Below are 4,188 nucleotides of genomic sequence, written 5' to 3'. Positions count from 1 at the left end.
AGCCGGCCGGCGCGCCGCTGCCGTCGCGGGTGGACGGACCGACCAACCGGCCGATCTCCGCGCCGCCACCGCCGCCGCCCGGGATCACCCCGATCGCGCCGGCGCAGCGCGGCGCCGTGCCGCCGGCCGAGGCCGGGGAGCCGTTCCGTCCGACGCTCACCACCGCGGCGATCAACAAGGCCCGGGCCGAGCGGCAGCGCACGGTCATCCCGCCGCGGCCCAAGACCAACCAGGAGCCGCCGACCGGTGGCTTCAGCGCCACCGACCTCACCATCCCGGTGCCGACGCCCCGCCCCGGCCAGGAGTCCGCTCCTCCGGGCTCCCGGGCCAACTGGCCGCTGGTCAACACGGGCGAGGACCAGGACGACCGGGCCAAGGAGACGGCCTACCCGTACGGGCGGGGCGTGGACGCGCCGAGCGACCCGGGCCGGGTCACCCCGCCCTGGCTCGCCGACGACCTGCCGCAGGAGCCACCGATGCTGCGGCTGGTGGAGCCGCCGCCGCTGGCTGACCGGGCGCTGCGCGACGAGCTGAACCCGCCGACCGACCCCGGGCTGGACACGCCGTCGCTGCGGCTGGTCGACCGGGCGGAAGCCAACCGGACAGACCGGCCGGCACCCCGCGCCGAACTGCCAGCCCCGCTGGAGCGGCGGCCCGCGCCGAAGGAGCACCGGCCGCCGCCGGTCTCCGACGAGGGCGACGGCGACCTGCTGATCTTCGCGCAGGCGAAGTCCGCCTGGTTCGTCGGGCACGGCGACGAGGCCGACCTGGACTGGTCGACCACCGCGGACACCGGCTGGCAGGCGGCCGAGCAGGCGGCCCGCCCGGCGGTGGGCTCGGAGACCAAGGCCGGCCTGCCCAAGCGGGTCCCGCAGGCCAACCTGGTGCCCGGCTCGCCGCTGCGCGAGGAGCGTCCACTGCGGATCGTCCGGAACGCGGCCAGCCTCGCCGAGAACACCACCGGATACTTCCGGGGTTGGCGGCGCGGTCAGGAGATCGGCGGCTTCGCGGTCGGCGGCCGCCCCGGCCGCGAGGCGGCCGGCGGCTGGGACTTCAGCCGGGACACCGGCGACCGCGACGACGACCGGGAATACGAGTACCGGTCGGCGGGCTACCGGTCCTGATCGGAGTCGCATCCCGCCCCACCTGCGCGTTCCTGCCCACGCCCGGATAATTTGACGCCGGGTCCGGCCGGTCGGGAGCATACCCGGCGGACCAGCCGGCGGCGGGCGTTCGCCGGGGCGGGAAGTCCTCTGCCAGCGCCCCCGGCAACCAGCACCTGGTCGTCGGCGCCAGCCTGGAACTGACCGGCCGGGGCGCCGCTCTCGGCGTGCCCCAGCAGCGGGCCCTGGAGATCACCGCGGACGCGCTGAACAAGGTCGGCATTCCAGCCGGCAACCTGCGGCGTTCGGTCCAGCTGGAGATCCGGGACAACTGCGGCGACCTGCGGGAGGCGGCCCGGCAGGCCGCCGAGCTGACCCGCTCGGGCGTGCAGGCCCTGGTCGGCGGCACCCTGGCGGGACCTCGACGGCCATGGCCGAGACGGCCCAGAAGGTCAAGACGCCGTTCCTCTCGGTAGGCTTCGGGGAGGGCATCCTGCTGCCGCTCGCCGCGCGCACCTTCAGTTACAAGCTCACCCCGGACTCCGGCCCGGGAGCTGCGCCGCGCCGACTACAGCGGACCGCTCTTCTTCGACGCCGGCGCGGTGGCCGAAGACACGCTCGGCGACGCCAATGCGCGCCGAGCCGGTGACCGTCCCGCAGGGATGGTCACCGGCCGGCTGCGCAGCGTACCGAGCGGCAAACAGCGAGAAGCGCCCGGTGGCCAAGGGCCGCCGGGCGCTTCGTCACCTGGATCAGGCGGGGGCGACGGCCCGCGAGCGCCGCATGGTGAGCACGTACTCGACCAGCGAGATCAGCACGTGCTTCGTCGACTCCCGGTTACGGGCGTCGCAGGCCACCACCGGCACATCCGGGGAGATCGCGAGCGCGTCCCGGACGTCCTGCGGGTCGTGGTACTGCATCCCGTCGAAGCAGTTGATGGCCACCAGGTACGGCAGCCGCCGGTGCTCGAAGAAGTCGATGGCGGCGAAGCAGTCGGCCAGTCGACGGGTGTCGACCAGCACCACGGCGCCGATCGCGCCCCGGACCAGTTCATCCCACATGAACCAGAACCGGGTCTGACCTGGCGTACCGAACAGGTACAGGATCAGATCGCGGTCGATCGAGATACGGCCGAAGTCCATCGCCACCGTGGTCGTCGTCTTGCCCGGCACCTGCCGGGTGTCGTCGACGCCCACGCCGGCGGAGGTCATGATCGCCTCGGTGGTCAGCGGCGTGATCTCCGAGACCGAGCCGACCAGCGTCGTCTTGCCGACGCCGAATCCACCGGCGATAACGATCTTCGCCGACGTCACGCGCCCGCTCGGGGCCGGCGGCCGGTGCGACATGTCAGAGCCTGCGAAGTCCACTCAGCACCCTCTCCAGCAGTTCAGTGCCCACCGCGTCGTCGGAGTCGTCCAAAATGGTCGGCTCGTGGACCGCGACCAGGCCGTCCGTCGCCATGTCGGCGATGAGCACCCGGGCCACGCCGAGCGGAAGCTGCATCCGCGCCGCGATCTCGGCGAGCGATTGCACGCGTCCGTCACACAGCGCGGCGATGTACTGGTGCTCACGGCCCTGGCCACCGTTGCCAGTGGCAACGGACCGGCCGCGCACCGTCGTCTCGACGAGCGCCTCCAGGGCGATGTCGAGCCGGGGGCGGGTACGACCGCGGGTCACGGCGTATGGACGGACCAACGCTCCGGTCGGCTCGTCACGATCGACCATGTCGCCGCTCACCTCCTTCGTACCCGGCACCGGCTCGCCCCGGTGGTGTTCGTCCTTGTCGTAGTTGTTGCCGCTCCTGACCCACCGGTCAGCGCGTCGTTCAGCCCATCATCCCGACAGCCGTACGCGGCTGCGGGGTCAGAGCGTCGCCCACCCGGTCGACGAGCAGGGCCATCTCGTAACCGACCTGCCCGACGTCGCAGCTGCGCGCGGCGAGCACGGCGAAGGACGAGCCGTCCGAGATGGACATCAGGAACAGGAAGCCGTTGTCCATCTCGACGACGGTCTGCAGCACCGCCCCGCCCTCGAAGCAGCGTGCCGCGCCCTGGGTCAGGCTGACCAGGCCGGACGCGATCGCCGCGAGCTGGTCCGCGCGGTCCCGCGGAAGGTCACGGGACGAAGCGAGGAGCAGGCCGTCGGCGGAGACCGCGACCGCGTGCGCCACACCGGGCACCCGGTCGGCGAAGTTGGCGAGCAGCCATCCGAGATCCTGCGTAGTAGTCATCCTTGTTGCTCCTTCTGCCCGCTCCCGGCCACTGGGCCTGAGCCAGACTGCGAGGACTGCTGCCCGCCCGGAGTCCCCTCCGGGCCGGTGGAGTTGCTGTCGGTCGGGTTGCTACGCCCCCGCTGCACGCCCCGATGGTAGGCCGAGAGCAGACCCCGTACGCCTTCCGGCGTGCGGCGCTGCACCGACGTGGACGGCTTCTCGATGCCACCGGGCACGAGCTGCGCCATCGGCTTCCGCTTCGGCAGGCCCTTCTGCGTGGTCTCCGCGACCGGGACCTCGGTGGCCGCCGAGGCGGCCCGCCAACCGTCGTCGGCCGCGGTCTGCCAACCGGGCTGCGGCGGGGCGGCGGGCTGCCGGGTGGGCAGCGCACCGGCGTAACCCGGACGGGTTCCCCCGTTCGCCGAGCCGTTGTCGTGCGGCGCTCCGCCGGCCGTCGGAGTGTTTGCCATCGGCGTGTTACCTGTCGTCCCGGGTGGTGTCTGCTGGACGGCCCGACCGGTGGCGTCGACCTTGGTGAACTGCTGGGTCGCGGCACCGTTGGTCGCCTCGGTCTGGGCCGCGGCGGCCTCCTCGTTGGGCCCCGGCCGGCGGGTACGGAACCAGGCCGACTCGAGCTCCCGGAAGATCGGCAGCTCCATCGTCTCGTCCGCGTACCGCTGGCGGTTGCCCGGCTGCTGCGGCGTGGTCGGCCGCGGCGCGGGGGCCGGTGCCGGCGCGTTGACGGCCGGCGGAGTCTCCGGGCGGGTGACCCGGGGCAGCTCGGTCGTCATGTCCAGGCCGGCGGCGAGCCGCTCCGGCACCGCCGGGGCCGCGGCCTGCTCGGGCGTGGCGACCGGCGGCCAGACCGGCGGG

Annotated in this window: 4 protein-coding genes and 2 pseudogenes; 2 read left to right on the top strand and 4 right to left on the bottom strand. The window is 73.5% G+C overall.

The genetic code is table 11. The features are described from left to right. Both B0E53_RS33600 and B0E53_RS37190 read left to right on the top strand, forming a co-directional pair. Positions 1-1,124, top strand: a pseudogene (locus tag B0E53_RS33600) (transposase); the annotation flags it as partial. A gap of 206 nt (positions 1,125-1,330) precedes the next feature. Next, positions 1,331-1,579 (top strand): hypothetical protein, encoded by a 249-nt coding sequence (locus B0E53_RS37190; protein WP_146167883.1) that lies wholly within the window; start codon positions 1,331-1,333, stop codon positions 1,577-1,579. A 276-nt stretch (positions 1,580-1,855) separates the two neighbouring features. Here B0E53_RS37190 and B0E53_RS33595 read toward each other — a convergent pair whose 3' ends face one another. The 4 genes and pseudogenes from B0E53_RS33595 to B0E53_RS33580 form a co-directional block, all read right to left on the bottom strand. Beyond that, a complete protein-coding gene (locus B0E53_RS33595) occupies positions 1,856-2,449 on the bottom strand; it encodes an ATP/GTP-binding protein (RefSeq protein ID WP_091314194.1) in 594 nt (197 codons plus the stop codon). Between the two features lies 1 nt (position 2,450). Continuing rightward, positions 2,451-2,828, bottom strand: a complete 378-nt coding sequence (locus B0E53_RS33590) for a DUF742 domain-containing protein (RefSeq protein ID WP_107079612.1) — start codon at positions 2,826-2,828, stop codon at positions 2,451-2,453. Between the two features lie 100 nt (positions 2,829-2,928). Further along, on the bottom strand, positions 2,929-3,333 hold the full coding sequence (locus tag B0E53_RS33585) for a roadblock/LC7 domain-containing protein (protein WP_013283992.1): 405 nt from the start codon (positions 3,331-3,333) through the stop codon (positions 2,929-2,931). Further along, positions 3,330-4,188: pseudogene (locus B0E53_RS33580) on the bottom strand (ATPase); the annotation flags it as partial. The gene B0E53_RS33585 and the pseudogene B0E53_RS33580, both read right to left, overlap by 4 nt.

It is taken from the genome of Micromonospora sp. MH33 (assembly GCF_003013775.1).
Classification (GTDB): Bacteria; Actinomycetota; Actinomycetes; order Mycobacteriales; family Micromonosporaceae; genus Micromonospora; species Micromonospora fulviviridis.
Note: the sequence above shows the minus strand (reverse complement) of the source record. Positions and strands in the feature narration are given on the sequence as shown.

Coding starts and splice junctions, on each gene's coding strand:
- B0E53_RS33595 (WP_091314194.1), bottom strand. CDS start 2,449: ATGTCGCACCGGCCGCCGGCCCCGAGCGGGCGCGTGACGTCGGCGAAG.
- B0E53_RS33590 (WP_107079612.1), bottom strand. CDS start 2,828: ATGGTCGATCGTGACGAGCCGACCGGAGCGTTGGTCCGTCCATACGCC.
- B0E53_RS33585 (WP_013283992.1), bottom strand. CDS start 3,333: ATGACTACTACGCAGGATCTCGGATGGCTGCTCGCCAACTTCGCCGAC.